This window comes from Streptomyces sp. NBC_01190 (assembly GCF_045039895.1).
In the GTDB taxonomy this organism is placed as follows: Bacteria; Actinomycetota; Actinomycetes; order Streptomycetales; family Streptomycetaceae; genus Actinacidiphila.
In genome coordinates, this window is sequence record NZ_CP108580.1 from 2,734,706 (window position 1) to 2,756,086 (window position 21,381).

Annotated in this window: 17 protein-coding genes; 3 read left to right on the forward strand and 14 right to left on the reverse strand. The window is 74.4% G+C overall.

Going from position 1 to position 21,381, the window contains the following annotated elements; genetic code table 11:
* Positions 1 to 137: 137 nt before the first annotated feature.
* Together OG519_RS11455 and OG519_RS11460 are read left to right on the forward strand one after the other, a co-directional pair.
* Complete coding sequence (locus tag OG519_RS11455) at positions 138 to 332, forward strand: hypothetical protein (RefSeq protein ID WP_405582124.1); 195 nt, start codon at positions 138 to 140, stop codon at positions 330 to 332.
* Positions 329 to 1,060, forward strand: a complete 732-nt coding sequence (locus OG519_RS11460) for an isocitrate lyase/phosphoenolpyruvate mutase family protein (RefSeq protein WP_405582127.1) — start codon at positions 329 to 331, stop codon at positions 1,058 to 1,060. The genes OG519_RS11455 and OG519_RS11460 overlap by 4 nt, the downstream gene beginning before the upstream one ends.
* A gap of 73 nt (positions 1,061 to 1,133) precedes the next feature.
* On the opposite strand, the gene OG519_RS11465 is transcribed toward OG519_RS11460, so the two are convergent.
* The 7 genes from OG519_RS11465 to OG519_RS11495 all read right to left on the reverse strand — a co-directional run bounded on the left by OG519_RS11465 (position 1,134) and on the right by OG519_RS11495 (position 10,317).
* Positions 1,134 to 3,479 carry a xanthine dehydrogenase family protein molybdopterin-binding subunit gene (locus tag OG519_RS11465; RefSeq protein WP_405582129.1) on the reverse strand — a complete coding sequence of 782 codons (2,346 nt, stop codon included), beginning with the start codon at positions 3,477 to 3,479 and terminating at the stop codon, positions 1,134 to 1,136.
* Positions 3,476 to 5,137, reverse strand: coding sequence for a (2Fe-2S)-binding protein (locus tag OG519_RS11470; protein ID WP_405582131.1), 1,662 nt, complete (start codon positions 5,135 to 5,137; stop codon positions 3,476 to 3,478). The genes OG519_RS11465 and OG519_RS11470 overlap by 4 nt, the downstream gene beginning before the upstream one ends.
* Complete coding sequence (locus tag OG519_RS11475; protein WP_405582134.1) at positions 5,134 to 6,006, reverse strand: FAD binding domain-containing protein; 873 nt, start codon at positions 6,004 to 6,006, stop codon at positions 5,134 to 5,136. Before OG519_RS11475 ends, OG519_RS11470 begins: the two co-directional genes overlap by 4 nt.
* Positions 6,007 to 6,303: 297 nt before the next feature.
* Positions 6,304 to 7,971 (reverse strand): beta-N-acetylhexosaminidase, encoded by a 1,668-nt coding sequence (locus OG519_RS11480; protein ID WP_405582137.1) that lies wholly within the window; start codon positions 7,969 to 7,971, stop codon positions 6,304 to 6,306.
* Positions 7,972 to 8,142: 171 nt separating this feature from the next.
* Entirely contained in the window at positions 8,143 to 9,339 is a 1,197-nt protein-coding gene (locus tag OG519_RS11485; RefSeq protein WP_405582140.1) for a hypothetical protein, read from the reverse strand.
* A gap of 106 nt (positions 9,340 to 9,445) precedes the next feature.
* A complete protein-coding gene (locus OG519_RS11490) occupies positions 9,446 to 9,745 on the reverse strand; it encodes a DUF3039 domain-containing protein (RefSeq protein ID WP_405582143.1) in 300 nt (99 codons plus the stop codon).
* A gap of 11 nt (positions 9,746 to 9,756) precedes the next feature.
* On the reverse strand, positions 9,757 to 10,317 hold the full coding sequence (locus tag OG519_RS11495; RefSeq protein ID WP_405582145.1) for a YqgE/AlgH family protein: 561 nt from the start codon (positions 10,315 to 10,317) through the stop codon (positions 9,757 to 9,759).
* 195 nt (positions 10,318 to 10,512) lie between these two features.
* Here OG519_RS11495 and murA point away from each other — a divergent pair, with 195 nt between their 5' ends.
* Complete coding sequence (gene murA, locus OG519_RS11500) at positions 10,513 to 11,886, forward strand: UDP-N-acetylglucosamine 1-carboxyvinyltransferase (protein ID WP_405592648.1); 1,374 nt, start codon at positions 10,513 to 10,515, stop codon at positions 11,884 to 11,886.
* A gap of 132 nt (positions 11,887 to 12,018) precedes the next feature.
* Here murA and OG519_RS11505 read toward each other — a convergent pair whose 3' ends face one another.
* The 7 genes from OG519_RS11505 to OG519_RS11535 all read right to left on the reverse strand — a co-directional run bounded on the left by OG519_RS11505 (position 12,019) and on the right by OG519_RS11535 (position 21,375).
* Positions 12,019 to 12,300, reverse strand: coding sequence for an HU family DNA-binding protein (locus OG519_RS11505; protein WP_161701580.1), 282 nt, complete (start codon positions 12,298 to 12,300; stop codon positions 12,019 to 12,021).
* A 259-nt stretch (positions 12,301 to 12,559) separates the two neighbouring features.
* A complete protein-coding gene (locus tag OG519_RS11510) occupies positions 12,560 to 14,029 on the reverse strand; it encodes an NAD-dependent malic enzyme (protein ID WP_405582148.1) in 1,470 nt (489 codons plus the stop codon).
* A 563-nt stretch (positions 14,030 to 14,592) separates the two neighbouring features.
* Entirely contained in the window at positions 14,593 to 16,866 is a 2,274-nt protein-coding gene (locus OG519_RS11515) for a HelD family protein (protein WP_405582151.1), read from the reverse strand.
* A gap of 135 nt (positions 16,867 to 17,001) precedes the next feature.
* Positions 17,002 to 17,580: a CGNR zinc finger domain-containing protein gene (locus tag OG519_RS11520; protein ID WP_405592650.1), complete on the reverse strand. Its 579-nt coding sequence runs from the start codon at positions 17,578 to 17,580 to the stop codon at positions 17,002 to 17,004.
* Between the two features lie 723 nt (positions 17,581 to 18,303).
* Positions 18,304 to 19,470, reverse strand: a complete 1,167-nt coding sequence (locus tag OG519_RS11525; protein WP_405582154.1) for a uroporphyrinogen-III synthase — start codon at positions 19,468 to 19,470, stop codon at positions 18,304 to 18,306.
* A 343-nt stretch (positions 19,471 to 19,813) separates the two neighbouring features.
* On the reverse strand, positions 19,814 to 20,959 hold the full coding sequence (locus tag OG519_RS11530) for an RNA polymerase sigma factor (RefSeq protein WP_405582157.1): 1,146 nt from the start codon (positions 20,957 to 20,959) through the stop codon (positions 19,814 to 19,816).
* A gap of 8 nt (positions 20,960 to 20,967) precedes the next feature.
* Positions 20,968 to 21,375 carry a YciI family protein gene (locus OG519_RS11535; protein ID WP_405582160.1) on the reverse strand — a complete coding sequence of 136 codons (408 nt, stop codon included), beginning with the start codon at positions 21,373 to 21,375 and terminating at the stop codon, positions 20,968 to 20,970.
* Between the last annotated feature and the right edge of the window lie 6 nt (positions 21,376 to 21,381).

The window sequence follows — 21,381 nt, forward strand, 5'->3', positions numbered from 1 at the left end:
CGGAACCCGCCGGCCGCCGGAACCCGCCGACTTCCGGACCCGTCGCCTGCCGGACCCGTCGGCCAGCGGGAATTGGCCCGCGACATGCGGAGCGGATTGGCACTGCACCGGGGGCCTTCCCGACGTAGCGTCAACCCATGACGAACGTCACGACAAACGAGGCAAGCGAGCGAGCGGATCGGCTGGACCGGGTGGACCGAGCGGATCGGCCGGAACGCCATGTCGAGGCGGCCGAGCTGAGCCGGCCGGTCGGCGCGATCGTGGCCTTGGCCGTCAACGCCCGGAACCGCTTCGACGCCACCTCCAGGACCGCGCCCGGGGGGCTGATGTGAGCGACAAGGCGGCGGTGCTGCGGGCACTGCACCACGGGCGGGCCGCGGACGATCCGCTGGTGCTGCCGGGGCCGTGGGACGCGGCCAGCGCCCAGGTCTTCGCGGACGCGGGGTTCGCCGCGCTGGCCATCCCTAGCGCCGGCGTCTCGGCGTCGCTCGGCTACCCGGACGGTCACGGGACGCCCCCGGCGGAGATGTTCGCCGCGATCGGCCGGATCGTACGGGCCGCGGGCGACGTACCGGTGACCGCCGACGTGGAGGGCGGGTACGGGCTGCCGGCCAAGGAGTTGGTGGAGCGGCTGCTCGCGACCGGCGCGGTCGGCTGCAATCTGGAGGACTCCGACCCGGTGACCGGGAAGCTCGACGATCCCCGGCGGCAGGCGGACCGGCTGGCGGAGGTGCGGGCGGCGGCGGGCGACGCGCTGGTGATCAACGCGCGCGTCGACACGTATCTGCGGGGCGATCTGGCGACCGCGGCGGCCGTCGAGCGGGGCCGGCTCTACGCGGCGGCGGGCGTGGACAGCGTCTATCCGATCATGGCCCCCGCCACCCAACTCGCCGCGCTCGCCGAAGAGATCGGCCGCCCGCTCAACGCCTTCTGCAAGGCCGGCGGCCCCTCCCCGCGCGAACTGGGCGTGATGGGCGCCACCCGGGTCACCTTCGGCGGCGGCCTCCAGCAGCAGGCGCTCGAAGCGGTCAAGGAGCTGGCCCGCGGCCTGCAGGCCTGAGCGACTCCCCCGAGCCCAGCCCCCTCAACGCCGCCGCGCGGGCCCCGCTCGTGCGGGCCCCGCGCCCGCGGCCCTAGCTGCTCGGCTTCACGATCGCCGCCTGCGGGCGGATGGGCAGGCGGTTGACCGGACGCCCGGTGGCCGCCCGGACGGCCGCGGCCACCGCCGCGGGCGAGGTGACCACCGGGACCGCGCTGACCGCCTTCGCCCCGAAGGGCGCCAGCACATCGCGCTCCTCGATCAGCTTCACGATCCGCACCTCGGGGGCGTCCAGGGCGGTCGGCAGCGGATAACCGGTCAGGTTGGGGCGCTTGATGATGCCGCGCGGGGCCCGGAGGTCCTCCATCAGGGCGAGGCCGACGCCCTGGGTGACGCCCGCCTCGATCCGGGCGGCGAGCTGGCGGGGGTTGAGCACCCGGCCCACGTCCTGGGCGACCGCGAGCTCCACCACACGCACCGCGCCCAGTTCGATGTCGACGTCGACGACCGCCCGTACCGCGCAGAAGGTGAGGCCCACGAAGGCGTCGCCCTGGCCGCTGTCGTCGAGCCGGTCGGTGGGGTGCGGGCGGCACTGGGCGGTCGCCCACAGCTCCTTGCCGTCGAGCGTCTCGGCGACCGTGGTGGACAGCACCCCGTCATACGAGGTGATCTTGCCGTCGGCGATGGCGAGCAGCTCCACCGACATGCCGAACTTCGCCGCCAGCGGCTGGAGAAGCTGGGTACGCACCATCTTCGCGGCCCGCTCCACCGCCCCGCCGGAGACCCAGGTGTGCCGGCCGCGGGCGGATGGTCCGGCCGGCGGCTGGTCGGTGTCGGAGGGCAGCACCCGGACGTCCTCGACGCCGAGCACCTCCTGCACGATCTGCTGGGCGAGGGTGATGAACCCCTGGCCGGTCTCGACGGCCGAGCAGATCACGGTGGCCCGGCCGTCGTGCACCCGGACGGTGGCGGTGGACACCTCGTCGGTGCCCTCGGCGCCCAGCACATGGACCATGCCCAGCGCGTACCCCACGCCGCGGCGGACCGCGCCGGGTTCGCCAGCGCCCGCGGTGCCGCCGGGCAGCAGCCACTGGGACTCGTCGTCGCCGTCGGGCAGCGGCGGCAGGTCGGCGTCGCGGACCGCCTTGAGCAGCTCGCCGACCGGGGCGGGGCAGGTGACGGTCTGGCCGGTGGGCAGCAGATCGCCGGTGGCCAGCACATTGCGCATCCGCACCTCGGCGGGCTCCAGGCCGAGTTTGGCGGCGAGCTTGTCCATCTGCCCCTCATAGGCCGCGCAGACCTGGAGGGCGCCCTCCCCGCGGACGTGTCCCGAGGGGGGGTTGTTGGTGCGGACCGCCCAGCCCTCTACGAAGACATGCGGGACGACGTAGGGGCCGGCCGCGAAGGCGACCGCGGCGGCGAGGGCGTCGGAGGAGGCGTCCGCGTAGGCCCCCGCGTCCAGCAGGATCTGCGCCTCGACCTTGACCAGGCGGCCCTCGGCGTCGGCGTGGTGCCGGTAGCGCAGCAAGGTGGGATGGCGGTGGGCGTGGCCCAGGAAGGACTCCTCCCGGGTGGCCACGAACTTCACCGGGCAGCCGGTCTTCAACGCCAGCAGCCCGAGCGGCAGTTGGACCCCGGCGTCCTCGCGGTCGCCCATCGCGCCCGGCACTCCGGTGACGACGACCTTGACCCGGTCGGCCTCCAGGCCGAAGCAGGCGGCGGCGATGTCGCGGTCGGCGTGCGGGTCGGTGGAGGCCACGTAGAGCTCGACGCCGCCGTCCGGGCGCGGTACCGCCAGCCCCGCCTCGGCGCCGATCGGCGCCGGGTCCTGGCGGCCGACCCGGTAGAGGCCCTCCACCACGATGTCGCCGACCGTCTCGGGGTCGCCGAAGCGCAGCGGGATGTGCCGGATCAGATTGCCGTCGGGGTGCAGCGGCTCGGCGGCGAACGCCTTCTCCGGGTCGGTGACCGGCTCCAGCACCTCGTACTCGACGAGGATCGCGGCGGCGGCCAGCCGGGCGGTGTCGGGGTGGTCGGCGGCCACCGCGGCGATCGGCTCGCCGTGGTGGCGCACCAGTTCGTGGGCGAAGACCGGGCGGTCGGCGACGCCGCGGCCGTGCATGGCGTCCCCGGGGACGTCCTCGTGGGTCACCACGGCCCGCACCCCGGGCATCGCGACGGCCTCGGTGGTGTCGATCCGGGTGATCCGCGCGTGTGCGTACGGCGAGCGCAGCACGGCGGCCCAGAGCAGGCCCTCGGCCCACAGGTCGGCGGCGTACGGGAAGGTGCCCTGGGTCTTGGCGAGCGCGTCGGGGGACGGCAGGGAGACCCCGATGCCGTGCAGCCCGGGTCCGTCGGCCAGCGTGCCGGGCAGGGCGGCGCCCACCGTGCCCGCCGCGCCGACCGTGCCCGCGCCGACCGTGCCGTCGGTGATGCTCATACGGTGCCTCCCGGCGTCGCCGGGCCGCCCTGGTGCGGGACGCGGGCCTCGTCGGAGAAGGCCGGGTCGTCGTCGGTGTCCCGGGCGGTGACCACCTCGCGGACCGCCTCGATCACCCCGCGATAGCCGGAGCAGCGGCACAGGTTGCCGCTGAGGGCCTGGCGGATGTCGAGGTCGGTGGGCTTGTGGTTGCCCTCCAGCAGGTCGTGCACCGTCATCGCCATGCCCGGGATGCAGAAGCCGCACTGCACGGCCCCGGATTCGGCGAGCGCGGTCTGCACGTCGGAGGGCCGGCCGCCCACCGAAAGGCCCTCCACCGTCCGTACTTCGCTGCCCGCCGCGGTGGCCGCCGGCACCAGGCAGGAGGCCACCAGCCGCCCGTCCACCTGCACCGAGCAGGCCCCGCACTCGCCCTGCTCGCAGCCGTCCTTGGCGCCGGCCAGGCCAAGGCGCTCACGCAGCACGTACAGCAGTGATTCGCCGAGCCAGGCGTCGGTGACGGGGCGCTCGGTGCCGTTGACCCGGAGCAGGTACGAGGCGAGGGGGTGTTCGCTGCGGGTCTCCGGCAGCGGCTCCGGCTCGGCGGCGGCTTCTTCGGCGCCCGGTCCCTCGCCCGCGTCGGACGGGTCCTGGAGGTCGGAGGCGTCGGAGGAGCCGGTGTCGGGATCGAGCGGGTCGTCCTCGGCCGCGGCGCCTTCCAGGGCCGCGAGGGCGTCGAGGCCGGGCAACTCCAGTCCTGGCACCGCGTCGAGACCGTCGAGCGCGGCCAGCCGGTCCAGCGCGTCCAGGCCGTCGGCGGGGCCGCTCCCGGGTGTGAGCCGGCCCTGGTCGTCGTCCGGGGCGGATTCGGCGTGCGGGGCGGCCGAGATCTGGCTGCGGTCGGCGGGGTGGCCGCCCTGGGCTCCGTCCGCCGCGTAATCGTCGGCCGCGGCTCCCGGACTTCTGTACGACGCCGGTTCGTTGAGCCGTTCGGGGTCGTCCACCACGGCGGACCAGGCCGCGTCGGCGGCCGGCGGGTGCGCGGGCAGCCAGGGCGCCGGGGGCCCCTGGTCCGGGCCGCCGAAGGGCATCTCCCACTGGCCGGTGAGGTGGTCGCCGTGCGAGAGGCTCGGTGCGCCGTGGCCGGCCGGTGCACTGTGCCCCCCCGGTGCGCCGTGGGCGGCCGGCTCTCCGTGGTCGCCGGAGGCGCCCCGCGGTCCCTCAAGGGCCCTGGCGTGCCCGGCCCGCGCCTCGACCGCGGCCCTGGCCTGGGCGGCCGCCTCGGCTTGCGCGGCCTGTGCGGCGGCGGCGCCCTGCCCGAACATCCCGGCGGTCATCCCCGGCGGCATCCCGGAGCCGAAGGCCTGCGGGGCGGCGGGCGGCGCGGGCTCCCACGGCTGGGTGTAGGCGCCGACCGAGAACTCACCGGAGTCGGCCTCCGGGTCCTCCCCGGTGGCCGGGATGACCGGGATCGACCACTGGGTGGCCGGGTCCCGCTCGGCGTCACCGGCCGGGCCGTGGGCGCCCAGCGGGTCCTCCCCGGGCACCGGCTGCGGCGGCAGTTGCGCGGCGAAGGAGACGTGCATGGTCTGGTCGGGGTCGTAGTCCCCGCCTCCCGGCACGGGCTGCCACGCCCCGGAGTTGCCGGGCGCGCCCGGCGCGTGCGGCTGGTCGGTCATGCCAGGGCCCTCCCGAGCGCTCGGCGGGACAGTGCGGCCACGGTACGCCGGAGCTGGACGGCGGCCGGTGGCAGTTCGACTCCCGGCTGGTCCGGGATACACGCGGCGGCAACATACTCCCCGAAGGCGGTGCACGCCTCGGGGGCGAGGCTGCGCTCACCGTCCCAGTCGATCAGTCCGGCCACCCAGTGCTCGGCCTCCAGCGGGCGCAGCGGTACGGGGGCCACCGCGCCGACCGCGCAGCGCACTTGGCGCCTGGCCGGGTCGACGACGAGGGCGACGGAGGCGACCGCCCGGCCGGGCCCGGTGCGCCCGGTGGCCTTGAGGAAGGTCTGCGGGGCGTGCAGCAGCGGGATCCGCACGAAGGCGAGCAACTCGCCCGGACGCAGCGGGTCCATCCCGGTGAGCAGATGACTCACCGGCAGTTCGCGGTCGCCCTCGGGTCCGGCGAGGATCACGCTCGCCTCCAGCGCGGCCAGCACCGGCAGCGAGTCCCCGGTGGGCGCGGCGGAGACGATGTTGCCGCCGAGGGTGCCCGCGTTGCGGATCTGCGGGGGTCCGGCGGAGCGGGCGGCGGCGGCCAGCGCGGGGATCAGGGCGGCGAAGTCGGGGCGGCCCATGCGCGCGTGGGTGAGTCCGGCACCCAGCAGCGCGGCCCCGTCGGCGTATTGCCAGCCGCGGATCTCGCTGATCCGGCCGAGGCCGACCAGCGCGGCGGGGCGCAGCAGACCGGAGTTGACGGAGGTCATCAGGTCGGTGCCGCCGGCGACGGGCACGGCGCTGGGCATGGCGGCGAGCGCTTCCACCGCCTCGTCGAGCGAGGACGGCAGGGTGACATTCTCCGCCGCCTGCTGTGCGTATGTGCTCACGGTGCTGCCCCTTCCCGGCCTACCTCCGTCACGCGGTAGCCGTACCGTACGTGCTGACAGCCCGGACGTGGCAACTCTGGCACATGTTCCCGGGTGGCCGACGCGAGGGTCCGCGAAGTACCGATCCGCCCGCCGCGGGGCTGATCGTACGACTGCGTCGCCATTGGTCGCCGTGCCGGAATTGCCATCGTTCAAGGCAGTTGCCACGGTACGCGTTCCCGGTCCCGGCCCGCCGGGAGCCTGTGGATAACTCCCCGCGCCCCGCCGCCCGGCCCACCCCGTCACCCGGCCGCACGCTCACACGATCGGGGGCGGCCCGGCCTTGGGGCGGCCGACGACGCCGGGGCGCCGCTGCCAGGGCAGCGGTCCGCCGGCCGGCCGGTACTCCACGCCGAGGGCCTGGAGCCGGGCGTAGTGCGCGGTCATCCGGCGTTCGAAGTCGGGCCAGTCACGGGCGGCCGGCGCCGGCAGCGCGGACCAGGCGACCTCGGCGAAGGCCGCGAGCCGGGGAAAGGCCATGTAGTCGAGCACCCGGGGCGAATCCATCACCTCGGTCCAGATGTTGGCCTGGGTGCCGATGACCCGGGCGGCCTCGTCCTCGGTCAACTCCGGCGGCACCGGCTCGAAGCGGTAGACGTCCTCCAGGCCGCGGGCGTGGGCGATCGGCACCGGCTCCTCCGGGGACTCCGACTGCCGCCAGTCCAGGTAGACATGGGACTGCGGGCACATCACCACGTCGTGCCCGGCCCTGGCGGCGGCGACACCGCCCGCGTAGCCCCGCCACGACGACACCGCGGCGCCCGGGGCGAGTCCGCCCTCCAGGATCTCGTCCCAGCCGATCAGCCGCCGCCCGCGCTCGGCGAGCCAGGCGTCGAAGTGCCGGATGAACCAGCTCTGCAACTCGTCCTCGTCGGCCAGGTCCAGCTCCTTGATCCGGTTCTGGGCGGTGGCCGAGGCGCGCCACTGCTCCTTGGGGCACTCGTCGCCGCCGATGTGGACGAAGGTGCCGGGGAAGAGGTCGAGGAGTTCGGTGAGGACGTTCTCGTAGAAGCGCAGGGTGTTGTCGGTGGGTGCCAGTACGTTGGGATTGACGCCCCAACTGGTGAGCACGGGAAGGGTGGTGGTGTCGATGACGTCGGCGTTGCCGAGTTCGGGGTACGCGGCGATGGCCGCCTGCGAGTGGCCCGGGATGTCGATCTCCGGGACGACGGTGATATGCCGCTCGGCCGCGTAGGCGACGATCTCGCGGATGTCGTCCTGGGTGTAGTAGCCGCCGTGCGGGCGCTCTTCCCACAGCGGTGACTCGCGCAGGCCCACCTTGGTGCGCTCGCGCCAGGCACCGACCTCGGTGAGCCGGGGGTAGCTGCGGATCTCCACCCGCCAGCCCTGGTCGTCGGTGAGGTGCAGGTGCAGCACGTTGAGCTTGTGGGCGGCCATCAGGTCGAGGTAGCGCAGCACCCCGTCCTTGGGCAGGAAGTGCCGGGCCACGTCCAGCATGAAGCCGCGCCAGCCGAAGCGCGGGGCGTCCTGGAGGTGGCAGGCCGGGACCCGCCAGACCCGGTCGGGGCCGGCCACCTGGGCGCGCCGGAAGGCGTCGGGGCCGAGGAGCTGCCGCAGGGTCTGGACGCCCCAGAAGACGCCTGCGGGTCCCGCGCCGGTGATCCGTACGCCGGAGGTCGGATCCACGGTGAGGCGGTAGCCCTCGGGGCTGCCGGAGGCCCGCTCGTCGATGGCCAGCCGCACCACGCCGTCGGGGGCCGGTTCGCCGGTCGGACCGGCCACGGCGGACGCGGCGGGCGCCGCGGGGGTGAACGGCAGCCCGGTGGCGGCGCCGAGTGTGGCCCGCAGCCAGCGGGCCGTCCCTTCCGTGCCCGGCCCCGCCACGACAACGGTTCCGGCGGTGAGCGGGAAGCTTCCGTCGGCGGAATAGGCGGGCGTGTGGCTCGGGATGGGAATGAGATCCATGCGGGCAATCCTGCCGCCGATTCTCGTATTGGCATAGACCAATGCAGGGATCGGCCCCGCCGGTTCTTCCCCGGGCCGGTGGTCGGACCCCGCGCGGCGTCGACTCGGCGGGCCCGCCCAAAGCCGGGGGCAAGGGGCTGCCCCTACCCCGACAGGGGCGGGGGGCTCCCCCTACCCCGACAGCGGCGCCTGGTGCCTCTTGAGCTGGATCCGCCAGACCAGCACCAGCGCCACCGACGCGCCCAGCACCGCCCAGGCCAGATGCGCGGCGGCCAGCGCCACCCACTCCCAGCGGGGCGCGTCGCCATGGGCCGTGAGCGCGAGGGTGCCGGCGGCCAGCCCGCCCGCCACCACGAGCTGCACGGCGATCAGCCGCCCGTAGCGCACCATCCGCCGGGCCAGCCACGCGCCGTACCACCAGCGGGCGCCCAGCAGCGTGAGCAGCACCCCGCAGAAGCCCGCGGTCACCGCCGTCATCGCGGCCCACAGCGGCCAGCCGTGGCCGCGCCAGGCGCGGTCGGCCACCAGCCCGGTGGAGAGCAGCATCGGCAGCGGCAGCAGCGCGCCGACCTGGACCGCGCCGATCCGCCACAGCCAGTCGTCGCCGGCCAGCTCGGTCCTGGTGGTGGCCCTGATGCCGCCGAGCCGGTGCCTGGCGCTCACCCCCGAGCGGCGGGTGCCGATCCGCAGCAGCACCGCGATCAGCAGCGCCAGCGAGGCGAACACCGCGCCCGCGACCACGATCGCCCAGGCGCTCCCGGTCTCGGCCCGGTAGATCTGCACCGCGCAGAAGACCGAGAAACCGATGCCGCCGACCACCGCGCCGCCGCGCGGCGCGGTGAGCTGCCCGGGGTCGACGCCCAGGGTCAGCGCGCGTTCCACCGCCGATTCGTGCTCGGCGCGGTGCCGCCGGGGCAGCCGGCCGGTCAGGCCGCGGCCGGCGGAGAGCGAGCGGGCCAGCGCCACCTGGGCCTCGGCCTCATAGGGCGCGACCGCGACCGCCCGGCGGGCCGCGGCGATCGCGTCCGGCACCCGGCCCAGGCGCCGGTAGACGTCGGAGAGCAGCACGGAGGGCTCCCAGCCGTCGGGATCCGCGCCGCTCGCCCGCACGGCCACGGTCAGCGCGGCGTGCGCCTCGTCCAGCGACAGCAGCACCACTCCGGCCAGCACGAAGACGTCGGCGGCCTCGGCGGGCCCGGCGATGGCGAGCGCCCAGTCGACGGCCTCGCGGGCCGCCGCGGGCCGGCGTTCCTGGGTCAGCACCCAGGAGCGCAGCAGATAGCCCGCGCTGCCGTTGCGCTCCACGAAGGCATCGCTGACCAGGGCGTGTGCCTCGGCGAATCGGCCCTGGCCGACGAGGACGTGCACCCGCTCACCGCTGCTGGCGTCGTCCTCGGGCGAGCCGCCGCCCGGCGGCCCGCCGCCGGGCAGGTCCTCGTCGTCGGGCGGATCCGCCGCGCCGAACGCGCCGCTGTCAGCCGTTGCTGCCCCTGCCGGACTTGTCCTTGGCGCCGTCCCCGCCGCCGAGCGACATGCCCTCGTAGATCTCCTTGCACATCGGGCAGACCGGGTACTTCTTCGGGTCGCGCCCGGGGACCCAGACCTTGCCGCACAACGCGACGACGGGCGTGCCTTCCAGCGCGCTCGCCATGATCTTGTCCTTCTGGACATAGTGCGCGTAGCGCTCGTGGTCGCCGTCACCGTGGGAGAGCTGCGGAGTCGGCTCGACCAGAGTGCCGGTGCCCGTCCCGCGCTCGGGCTCAAGAGTGCTCATAACCGTCAAGACTAATTGAGACTCGGATCGTCCGGATACGTGGCCACCATCGCCAGTTCGCCGCGCTGCCGGCGCAGCACCGAGCGCCACAGCTTCTCCGGGTCCGGCGCGGACACGTCGCCCGGCTCCGAGTCCACGACGTACCAGGTGCCGCGGGTCAGCTCCTGCTCCAGCTGGCCCGGGCCCCAGCCGGCGTATCCGGCGAAGATCCGCAGCGAGCCCAGTTCGGCGGCGAGCAGTTCGGGCGGCGCCTCCAGGTCGACCAGGCCGATGGCGCCGTGCACCTGCCGGAAGCCCAGCGGCCCGGGGCCGCCCGGGATCACGCCCACCCCGAGCGCGGAGTCCAGCTCCACCGGGCCGCCCTCGAAGACGACCCGGGGCGCACCGGCCAGCTCCGCCCACGGTTCGAGCACCTCGGCGACCCCGATGGTCGAGGGCCGGTTCAGCACGACGCCGAGCGACCCCCGCCCGTCGTGATCGAGCAGGAGCACCACGGCACGGTCGAAATTGGGGTCCGCCAGCCTCGGGCTGGCGACCAGCAGTCGCCCGGTGAGCGAGGACGCCTCGGTCATGCTCCACATGATCCCGCACGGCGGGGGCACACGTACGCTCGACCCCGGGCGGCCGTCGGGCGCGGCGGGACCCGCCGGGCGCACTACCATTTCGTTCTGGTTACCGCGCGGCGACGCCGAACCCGTGGGGTCTCCCTGTTCTTGCAGCCCGGCCCGACGACTGTCCCCATGACCGTTCCGACGATCGCGAGATCCATGACCGACGCCGACGTACTTGTTGTCCATGGCGGAACCCCCCTTGAAGGCGAGATCCGGCTCAGAGGCGCGAAGAACCTCGTACCGAAGGCCATGGTCGCCGCGCTGCTCGGCAGCGGTCCCAGCAGACTCCGCAACGTCCCCGAGATCCGCGACGTCCGCGTGGTGCGCGGGCTGCTCCAGCTGCACGGGGTCACCGTGGAGAACGGTGACGAGCCCGGAGAGCTGGTGCTCGACCCGACCCGGGTGGAGAGCGCCAACGTCGCGGACATCGACGCGCACGCCGGCTCCTCCCGGATCCCGATCCTCTTCTGCGGCCCGCTGCTGCACCGGCTCGGCCACGCCTTCATCCCGGGTCTGGGCGGCTGTGACATCGGCGGCCGGCCGATCGACTTCCACTTCGACGTGCTGCGCAAGTTCGGCGCGACCATCGACAAGCGCGCCGACGGCCAGTACCTGGAGGCCCCGCAGCGGCTGCGCGGCTGCAAGATCCAGCTGCCGTACCCCTCGGTGGGCTCCACCGAGCAGGTGCTGCTCACCGCGGTGCTCGCCGAGGGCGTCACCGAGCTCTCCAACGCCGCGGTGGAACCGGAGATCGAGGACCTGATCTGCGTGCTCCAGAAGATGGGCGCGATGATCTCGATGGACACCGACCGCACCATCCGGATCACCGGCGTCGACCGGCTGGACGGCTACACCCACCGTGCCATCCCCGACCGCCTGGAGGCCGCGTCCTGGGCGAGCGCGGCGCTGGCCACCGAGGGCGACATCTACGTGCACGGCGCCCAGCAGCGGTCCATGATGACCTTCCTCAACACCTACCGGCGGGTCGGCGGGGCCTTCGAGATCGACGACGAGGGCATCCGCTTCTGGCACCCGGGCGGCCCGCTCGACGCCATCGCGCTGGAGACCGACGTCCACCCCGGCTTCCAGACCGACTGGCAGCAGCCGCTGGTGGTGGCGCTCACCCAGGCGTCGGGCCTGTCCATCGTGCACGAGACGGTCTACGAGTCCCGGCTCGGCTTCACCTCCGCGCTCAACCAGATGGGCGCCCACATCCAGCTCTACCGGGAGTGCCTGGGCGGCAGCGCCTGCCGCTTCGGCCAGCGCAACTTCCTCCACTCGGCGGTGGTCTCCGGGCCCACCAAGCTCCAGGGCGCCGATCTGGTCATCCCCGACCTGCGCGGCGGCTTCTCGTACCTGATCGCGGCGCTGGCCGCCCAGGGCACCTCGCGGGTGCACGGCATCAGCCTGATCAACCGCGGCTACGAGAACTTCCTCGCCAAGCTCCAGGGGCTCGGTGCGCATATCGAGCTGCCGGAGCGGGCGCCCGGTCGGGAGCCGGCCCGTGAGCCGGTTTCCGAGCCCGCCTGAGACACGCTCGCCGGAGACCGGCCCGCCGGAGAGACCGGGCGGCGAAGCCGCCGACCGCCGGAGACCGAGCGCCGAAGGGCGGCTGTCCCCCACCGGGGACGGCCGCCCTTCGTGTGTCACGCCTTCGGCGGCTTACTTGCCCTTGGCGGCTTCCTTCAGCTTGGAACCCGCGGAAACCTTGACGCTGTAGCCGGCCGGGATGTCGATCGGCTCACCGGTCTGCGGGTTGCGGGCGGTACGGGCGGCACGGTGGGTGCGCTCGAAGGTCAGGAAGCCGGGAATAGTGACCTTCTCGTCACCCTTGGCGACAATTTCACCGACGGTCTCAGCGAACGCGGCCAGGACGGCGTCCGCGTCCTTGCGGGTCACCTCGGCGCGGTCGGCCAGGGCGGCCACCAGCTCACTGCGGTTCATATCTGTACTCCCGTGTTCTTTCTAGCCATGGGGGCGCGAGCTCGAAGCTGATGCCTGTATGCCTCACTGCCCAGGTGTGCATCCTGCCCCCACATATGGGGGGAAAGCCAATCGCCTTCCCGCGCGAGTCGCGGAAAATGGGTGGCCGGGGGCCTGTCGGAGGCCGCGCGGATGACGCGTGGATACCACACGGAGTCCGGCCGGACGCCTAAGCGGGTCCATTGTCGTGTCGCGATCGCCGCTCGTATTGCGGCTCGCGTCACAGCACGGCGGTGTCGCTGATCGTATGGGCCGCCTCCGGGGCGGCGGCGCCGGCGACCGACGGGCCCTGCGCCTTGGCCGCCTGCCGGACCGCGTCGGCGACCGCGCCGGCCACCTTGTCGTTGAAGACGCTGGGCACGATGTAGTTCGGGTTCAGCTCGTCGTCCCCGACGACGCCCGCCAGCGCCCGCGCCGCGGCCAGCATCATCTCGGTGTTGACCGTACGGGACTGGGCGTCCAGCAGGCCGCGGAAGACCCCGGGGAAGACCAGCACGTTGTTGATCTGGTTGGGGAAGTCGCTGCGGCCGGTGGCGACCACGGCCGCGGTCTCCCTGGCCACCCCCGGGTCCACCTCGGGGTCCGGGTTGGCCAGCGCGAAGACGATCGCCCGGTCGGCCATCCTGGCCACGTCCGAGCCGTCCAGCACGTCGGGCGCGGAGACCCCGATGAAGACGTCGGCGCCGACCACCGCCTCCTTGAGGGTGCCGGTGTAGCCCTCCGGGTTGGTGTTGTCGGCGATCCAGCGCAGCGGCGACTCGGGGGCGGCGTCCACCAGGTCGTGCCGCTTGGCGTGCACCACGCCGTGGATGTCCGCCACCACCGCGTGCCGCACGCCGGCCGCGATCAGCAGCTTCAAGATGGCGGTGCCGGCCGCGCCGGCGCCGGACATGACCACCCGCAGCGTGCCGATCTCCTTGCCGACACAGCGCAGCGCGTTGGTGAGCGCGGCCAGCACCACGATCGCGGTGCCGTGCTGGTCGTCGTGGAAGACCGGGATGTCCAGGGCCTCGCGCAGCCGCGCCTCGATCTCGAAGCAGCGCGGCGCGGAGATGTCCTCCAGGTTGATGCCCGCGAAGCCGGGGGCGATGGCCTTGACGATCGCCACGATCTGGTCGGTGTCCTGGGTGTCCAGGCACAGCGGCCAGGCGTCGATGCCGGCGAACCGCTTGAAGAGCGCCGCCTTGCCCTCCATCACCGGCAGCGCGGCCTTGGGGCCGATGTTGCCCAGGCCGAGGACCGCGGAGCCGTCGGTGACCACCGCGACCGAGTTGCGCTTGATGGTCAGGCGGCGGGCGTCCTCCGGGTTGGCCGCGATCGCCATGCAGACCCGGGCCACGCCGGGGGTGTAGATCATCGACAGGTCGTCGCGGTTGCGGATCGGGTGCTTGGACTGCATCTCGATCTTGCCGCCGAGGTGCATCAGGAACGTACGGTCGGAGACCTTGCCGATGGCGACGCCCTCGATGTCGCGCAGCTTGCCGACGATCTCGGCCGCGTGTTCGGTGGAGCTGGCCGCCACGGTGACGTCGATCCGCAGCTTCTCGTGGCCGGAGGCGGTGACGTCGAGGCCGGTGACCGACCCGCCGGACGACTCCACCGCGGTGGTGAGCTGGCTGACCGCGGTCCCGCTCGCCGGGACCTCCAGCCGTACCGTGATCGAGTACGAGACGCTTGGCGCCGTTGCCATGACGACCTTCTTCCGGTTACTGCGGGGTGGTGTTCGCAATGCGCCTCGATCGTCGCACCTACCAGCGGGTACGCGGAAACCCGGGGTGGGCGGCGGAAGCCTCCTTCCGCTCTGCGGAGCGAGGCGGCGCCGACCGTCGCGGAGCAGGGGAAATGGCAGGGGAATGGCAGGGGGAACAGCAGGCGAGCGGCGGGCCGACGCGGGGGGCACGGCCGGTGAACGCCGAGTGGCCGCAAGACGATCCGCGAGAAATCCGCCCGGTGGGAAGAGGTTCCGCGAAGGGTTTGTTAGCCTGAGTACGGCACCGGCTCGATCCAAGCCCCCGGGCCCAACCTTAGGCGCTTCGAGCGCCCACTTGCCGCGAGGCGAGCATGGCGGGCCGGTGTCGTGAACGTCCCTCGGGCGCTCTTCCGCAAGCGGAGGAGCGCCCGAGGCATGTCCGGGGCGATCGCGCAGGTCCGGGGCGCGGGTCAGGGGCGCGGGTCCGGGGCGCCCCGCGGGTTTGAGGCGGCCCCGCGGCTCCGGGGCCGCTTTCCGCGGGGCCCGCCCCTCAGCCCCGCCCCTCAGTCCGTTCTGAGCAGGTCGGGCACGCCGTCCTCGTTCGGCAGATCCCGCTCGCCGGCCAGTACGGTCAGCCGCTGGGTGGCGCGGGTGAGCGCCACGTAGAGCACCCGCAGACCCGCGGGGGACTCCTCGGCGATCTCGGCGGGCGAGACGACGACCGTGGCGTCGTACTCCAGGCCCTTCGCCTCCAGACTGCCGAGCGCCACCACCCGGTCGCCGAGTCCGGCCAGCCAACCGCGCGCCTGGGCCCGCCGGTTCATCGCGACCACCACACCGACCGTGCCGTCCACCTCGGCCAGCAGCCGCCGCGCCGCGGCCCGTACGTCCGCGGCCAGATCCTCGCCCGCCACCTCGTACCGCGGCCGGACGCCGGTCGAGCGGACCGCCCGCGGCGACTGAACGCCGGGCATCGCGAGCGCCAGTACGGTGCTCGCGACCTCGGCGATCTCGGCGGGGTTGCGGTAGTTGACGGTGAGGGTGAAGCGGCGGCGCGGCCTGCTGCCGAGCGCCTCGTCGCGGGCGCGGGCCGCCTCCTCCACGTCCGACCAGGAGCTCTGCGCCGGGTCGCCGACGATCGTCCAGGTGGCGGTACGGCCCCGGCGGCCGACCATCCGCCACTGCATCGGGGTGAGGTCCTGCGCCTCGTCGACGATGACGTGCGCGTACTCGGTGCGCTCCCTGGCCAGCCGCTCAGCCCGCTCCCGGCCGCTCTCGCCGCGCTGCGGCATCAGCTCGTCGAGACCCGTCAACTGGTCCATCGGATCGATCTCCCGCCGCTTCTCGCGCGGCGGCAGCCCCAGCAGCGTCTCCAGCTCGTCCAGCAGCGCCACATCGTGCACGGAGGTGCCGGACCTGCGCAGCGAGCGGGCCACCCGGCGGACCTCCGGCGGCGACAGCACCCGGCGGGCCCAGCGGCTGAGCTGCTTCTCGTCGGCGAGGGCGGCGAGCACCCCGCGCGGTTCGAGGACCGGCCACCAGGCGTCGAGGAAGTCGATGAACTCCTGCTCGGTGCTGATGTCCTCGTCGAACCCCTGCCGCTCCTCCGCGACGAGTTCCCGGTCGGCCCGGTCGGCCCGGTCGTCGAGGCCGCGGCCCGACTTGCGCCACAGCGCGTCGAGCAGCAGCCGGCGGGCGCGCGGGCGCATCAGATTGACCGGGGCGGTGCCGCCGAGGGCCTGCTGGCGCACCGCGTCGAGTTCCTGGGCGGCCAGCTCGATCCGGCGGCCGAAGGCGACCACCCGCAGCGTGGCGGTCTGCCGGTCGGACCGGTCGAGACAGCCGCGGGCGGCGCCGCGCAGCACCTTCAGCATCCGCAGCGAGCCCTTGACGCGGGCGACGGCCGGATCGTCGTAGAGGTCGGCGGTGACGCCGTCCACCAGTGAGCCGACCGCGCGGATCGCCACCTGGCCCTCCTCACCGAGCGACGGCAGCACGCCTTCGGTGTAGGCGACCAGCAGCGGGGTGGGGCTGACGCACAGGATGCCGCCGGCGTAACGGCGCCGGTCCTGGTAGAGCAGATACGCCGCCCGGTGCAGGGCGACCGCCGTCTTGCCGGTGCCGGGGCCGCCGGTCACCTCGGTGACGGAGGCGGCGGGCGCCCGGATCACCAGGTCCTGCTCGGCCTGGATGCTGGAGACGATGTCCCGCATGGTGTGCGTACGGGCCTGGCCGAGCGCGGCCATCAGCGCGCCGTCCCCGATCACCGGCAGCCCGGTGGTCAGCTCCGGGCGCAGCAGGTCGTCCTCGACGCCCAGCACCCGGCGGCCCTTGGAACGGATGACGCGGCGGCGCACCACCCGGCCGGGTGCCACCGGTGTGGAGCGGTAGAAGGGGGCGGCGGCCGGGGCGCGCCAGTCGATCACCAGGGGCGCGTAGTCGGTGTCGAGCACCCCGATCCGGCCGATGTGCAGGGTCTCGGCGATGTCGGCGGTGGCGTCGGCGCGGATCGCGTCGTCGGCCGGGTCGACTGAGGTGAAGGCGCCGTCGGAGCCCTTCTTGCCGTCCTTGCCGCGCAGCAGGTCGATCCGGCCGAAGAGGAAGTCCTCGAACTCGCTGTTGAGCCGGTTGAGGTGGATCCCGGCCCGGTAGACCTGGGCGTCCCGCTCGGCCAGCGCGCCCGGCGTGCCGACCTGACCGCGCTGGGCGGCGTCGCTCATCAGGAACTCCGCCTCGTGGATCTTCTCCTCAAGGCGGCGGTACACCCGGTCCAGGTGCGCCTGTTCGGCGGCGATCTCCTGGTCTCTGACCCCCGGTGCTGCGGTCTGCGCGGCCACGCGGGACCCCCTTCTTCGTGCGGTGCCCCTCGCGCGACCGTGCGTGGGGCAGCCTGCTACCGTACGCGACCTGCGGGCTTCTGCCCACCCGGCCGCGACGGGAAGGGCCCCGTGATTCGCCCGGGTGGACCGCTGTCAGCGCCGGGCGGCACCGGGCGCGGCGCGGCGGCGGTGGCGGGCCACCCGCTCCCGGTTGCCGCACACCTCGCTGCTGCACCAGCGGCGGCGCTTGCCGCGGGAGGTGTCCAGGTACACCAGTGTGCAGTTCTCCCCCGCGCAGCGCGTCAGCCGTGCGCACGCCGCGGGGTCCGTGAACAGGTCGACCGCGTCCCTGGCCACCGCGGCGAGCAGTCCGGCGCAACTCGGCGCGCCGTGGAGTCCTCTGCGCAGCCCGCCGCCGGGGGAGATCTCCGCGACGGGCGGGGGCGGCGCGGGCCGGGCCGCCTCGTTGAGCGCCGCCACGTCCTCCGGGGCCTGTGCCCCGGCTTTCAGTTCGACCCCCACCATGCGGTCGAGCCGCGCCCGCAGTTCCTTGAACGCCGCGAGCCAGCCTTCCGTGACCCCGACCGGTGCGCCGTCCGGCACCAGCCCCGCCCCGTACACCCACTCCCGTAACCTCCCGGCCGACGGGAGCCCTTCCACCACCGGTCGCCCCGCCCTGGTCCCCACCAGATCCAGACAGACCCGCCCACCGTCAAAGCGCAGCGGCCCCATCACGCCACCACCTTCCCCATCCGTCACCCTCCCTCCAGACTTCCCGCCCAGCCCGCCACCAAGCGGCTATCTCCGGCGGTCTGTCCGAATCCGACCGCGCCCCGGCGCGGCGCGAGCGGCCCCGGGAAGCCGGCAGCCCCGGCCCGAGCGGCCCGAGCGCGGTTCCGGTCTGGCCGATGCGGTGGCGGAGAGGCGGCGGCCGGGGCGCCCGCAGACCCTGCCGCCAGGCGCCGCCGGCGAGCCCACCCGGCCGGGGGGTTTCCCGGGCTCGGGGATGCGGCGCCGAGGAGGCGGCGGCCGGGGCTGCGCGAAAGCAGGCGACCTCGGCGGATCCTGTTGGCACGAGGGCGGATCCGGGGCGGAGGAAGCGGTGAAGGGGTGCGGGCGGCAGGAGGTGGCCGCAAACCCTCCACCGAGCTATTGCCTTCGCCAGATCCGGCGACCCAAGTGCGCTTCCCGGCCCGGGCAAAGCGGTGGCGCGCGGAAGGGGGCCCAAGGCGCTCGCCGGTCCCGGCTGGCGAACCGGCGCCGCCGGCAGCGCATCCCCGAGCCTGGGGTGGGCGCCAAGCCGGGGAACTCGGCGGGGAGGTGGCGGGCCCGGCTGCCCCCGAGCCGGCACCCTCGGGCGGGGCCGGGTGGGCCGGGTGGCCCGGGTGGGCCGGGTGCGGGGCAAGCCTCGGGCCGGGGGTGCGGCCCGGGCGCGCGGCGGGCGCCGCGAAGGGGTCAGTTGGCCGGGGTCGCGTACTTGGTGGTGGGTGGGGGGTCCAGGGCGAGGCGGTAGCCGCGTTTGACGACTGTCTGGATCAGTTTGGGGGCGCCCAGAGCCGCTCGGAGGCGGGCCATCGCCGTTTCGACGGCGTGTTCGTCGCGGCCGGCGCCGGGGAGGACCCGGAGCAGGTCGCCGCGGGAGACCACCCAGCCGGGGCGGCGCGCGAGGGTGCGCAGCAGGGCCATGCCCGCCGGCGGCACCGCGCGCAGGCCGCCGTCCACCACCGCCGCCTGGCCGCGTATCTCCAGCCGGTGGCCGGCCACCGGCAACGCCCGTACCCTGCCCGGCAGTTCAGCGGCGATGAGCTGCGCCAACGGGCCCAGCCTGGACCGTTCCGGCTGCCGGGTCGGCACATCGTGCGCCTGCAAGGGCGACGCGGTCACCGGCCCCACGCACGCCGCCAGCACCTCACCGCCCCGGAACGCCGCCAGCAACTCCCGCAGCCGGCCGCGCCGTTCCGCCCGATGCAGCAGCGAAGCGGCGGCCGGCGCGCTGGTGAAACTCACCGCGTCCACCCCCCGCGCGCACACCGCGTCCAGCAGCCGGTCCACCGGCGCCAGATCCTCCGGCGGCATCCACCGGTAGACCGGCACCCCGACCACCCGCGCGCCCGCCGCCCGCAGCGCCTCGCCGAACCCGGGCAACGGCTCACCGTGCCACTGCACGGCCACCCGACGCCCGTCAACGCCCTCCGCCAGCAACCGCTCCAGCACCTCGGCCAGGGATTCCGCCTCAGGGGACCACGCCTCGGCGAGACCGGCCGCCCGCAGCGCCCCCCGGACCTGCGGCCCCCTGGCCAGCAACCGCACCCCGCCGAGGCCGCGCAACAGCGCCTCGCCAAGCCCCCAGGTATCAGCCGCCTCGATCCAGCCGCGGAAGCCGATCGCGGTGGTGGCGACCGCCACGTCCGGCGGATCGCCCAGCAACTTCCGGGTGGCCTCCCGCAGTTCGGGATCCTCCGCCGGCCGCATGATCCGCAGCGAGGGCGCTTTGAGCACCACCGCGCCGCGCTCTACCAGCAACGCCGCCAACTCGTCGGCGCGGCGAGCCGCCGTCACCGCGACGGTGAAGCCCGCCAGCGGCGGCACCCCCTCCGGCGCCCCGCTCTCCTCCGCGTCCATGGCTCCGCCCCTCTCCGCCGGAGGCGCCCGTCCCGTCCGCCACCGGGACCCGCGTCGTCGCAAGGGATCGTCGCAATGGAGGGTGACGAGCCCGGTTCGGCGGCATTACCCAGGTGTTACGGACCGCGGGGCCATACGCCGCGCCTGCCGGACCGGCGCCGAGGCGGGCGCCCCGCTCCGGCCTCCGCCCGTACCGTCCGGGCCGCCAACCGGTATACGGCTCACGTGACGCCACATGTGACGGCAGACCCCGGTGGCACCCCAGAACGATGAGGGCGCCACTCCCGCCCACCCCGCCCAGGCCGCCGCGTCAAGCGCCGCCGGCGCATCCGAGCCCGGCCCGTCAGCGACGCCGACGGGCGTTGAGCCGGGCGGCCTGGCGCGTGAGGTGGTCGCGTTCGGCAAGGTTGGGGGCCTTCCGGGCCGCCTCCGCGTACAGCCGTGCCGCCGTCGCCAGATCACCGTCCCGCTCGTGGAGGTACGCCGCCACCGCGGTGTGGCGGGGCAGCGAGTCGTCCAGCGCCGCCAGCGCCGCCAAGCCGGCGCGCGCTCCGTCCGCCTCCCCGACGGCCACCGCGCGGTTGAGCCGGACGACCGGACTGTCGGTCAGCCGCGCGAGCTCGTCGTACCACTCGACGATCTGCACCCAGTCGGTCTCCTCGGCGGTCGGCGCGTCGGCGTGCAGCGCGGCGATGGCGGCCTGGGCCTGGAACTCCCCCAGCCGGTCGCGGGCGAGCGCCGCCTGGAGGATCGCGACACCCTCGGCGATCGACCCGGTGTCCCACCGGCCGCGGTCCTGCTCGGCGAGCGGCACCAGGCTGCCGTCGGGCGCGGTCCTGGCGGCGCGCCGGGCGTGGTGGAGCAGCATGAGGGCGAGCAGCCCGGCCACCTCGGGGTGGGCGATCGCGGCCGCGAGCCGCCGGGTGAGCCGGATGGCCTCGGCGGCGAGGTCGACATCCCCGGAGTAGCCCTCGTTGAAGACCAGGTAGAGGACGCGCAGCACGGTGGCGACATCGCCGGGCTGGTCGAACCGCACAGCGGAGACGGTGCGCTTGGCCCGGCTGATGCGCTGCGCCATCGTCGCCTCGGGCACCAGGTAGGCCTGGGCGATCTGGCGGGTGGTCAGCCCGCCCACGGCGCGCAGCGTGAGCGCGACCGCGGACGAGGCCGTCAACGACGGGTGGGCGCAGAGGAAGTAGAGCTGGAGCGTGTCGTCCACCGCGGGCGCGGGCCCGGGCGCCGGCTCGTCGTCGAGGCGCTCCTCACGCCGGCGGCGGGCAGCGTCCGCCCGGGTCGCGTCGAGGAACTTGCGCCACGCCACGGTGATCAGCCAGCCCTTGGCGTCGCGCGGCGGGTCGGCCGGCCAGACGCGGACCGCCTCGACCAGCGCGTCCTGCACGGCGTCCTCGGCCGCCGCGAAGTCGGCTCCGCGACGGACGAGGACGGTGAGCACGCTCGGCGTGAGGCTCCTGAGCGAGGCCTCTTCCATTGATGGGGTCAGTCCGTGACAGGGGTGTGCGCGCCCAGGAACGGGCGCACCTCGAGCCACTCGTGGATCGGCCGGCCGCCCGCGCCGGGGGCGGCCGACAGTTCCCCGGCCAGCTCGACGGCGCGCTCCTGGCTGTCGACGTCGATCACCATCCAGCCGGCGATCAGGTCCTTGGTCTCGGCGAACGGGCCGTCGGTGACCGGCGGGCGGCCCTCGCCGTCGTACTGGACCCACATCCCCTCCGGGGCGAGTGCCTGACCGTCGATGAACTCCCCGCTCTTCTCCAGCCGGGCCGCGAAGTCCTGCATGTACCGCAGGTGCGCCGAGATCTCGTCGGGCGTCCACTGGTCCATGGGTACGTCGTTGACCGGGGCCGGAGCGCCACGGTAGTGCTTGAGCAGCAGGTACTTGGCCATCGTGTG